Here is a 239-nt window from a genome sequence, read left to right on the forward strand (position 1 = left end):
GCGATGGGCCACAAGAGGATCACGCCCACCATGAACGCCGTCAGTTCCTCGTTGTGATCTGACATCATGTAGCCGTTGAACACGGCTGCGAGCAGTACCCCTGCGACGTACGTACCGATGAGTAACTCGTTCATGGAAGGACTCCCTCCGCACCGACGTAGTTGAAATCGTACTGGACGTTCCCGCCGTAGCACTTCTTACAGGCCACAGCACGGTACTCGCGAGCAATCGCCTCCGTC

The sequence above is a fragment of the Halorubrum sp. SP9 genome, from assembly GCF_005435015.1.
GTDB lineage: Archaea > Halobacteriota > Halobacteria > Halobacteriales > Haloferacaceae > Halorubrum > Halorubrum sodomense.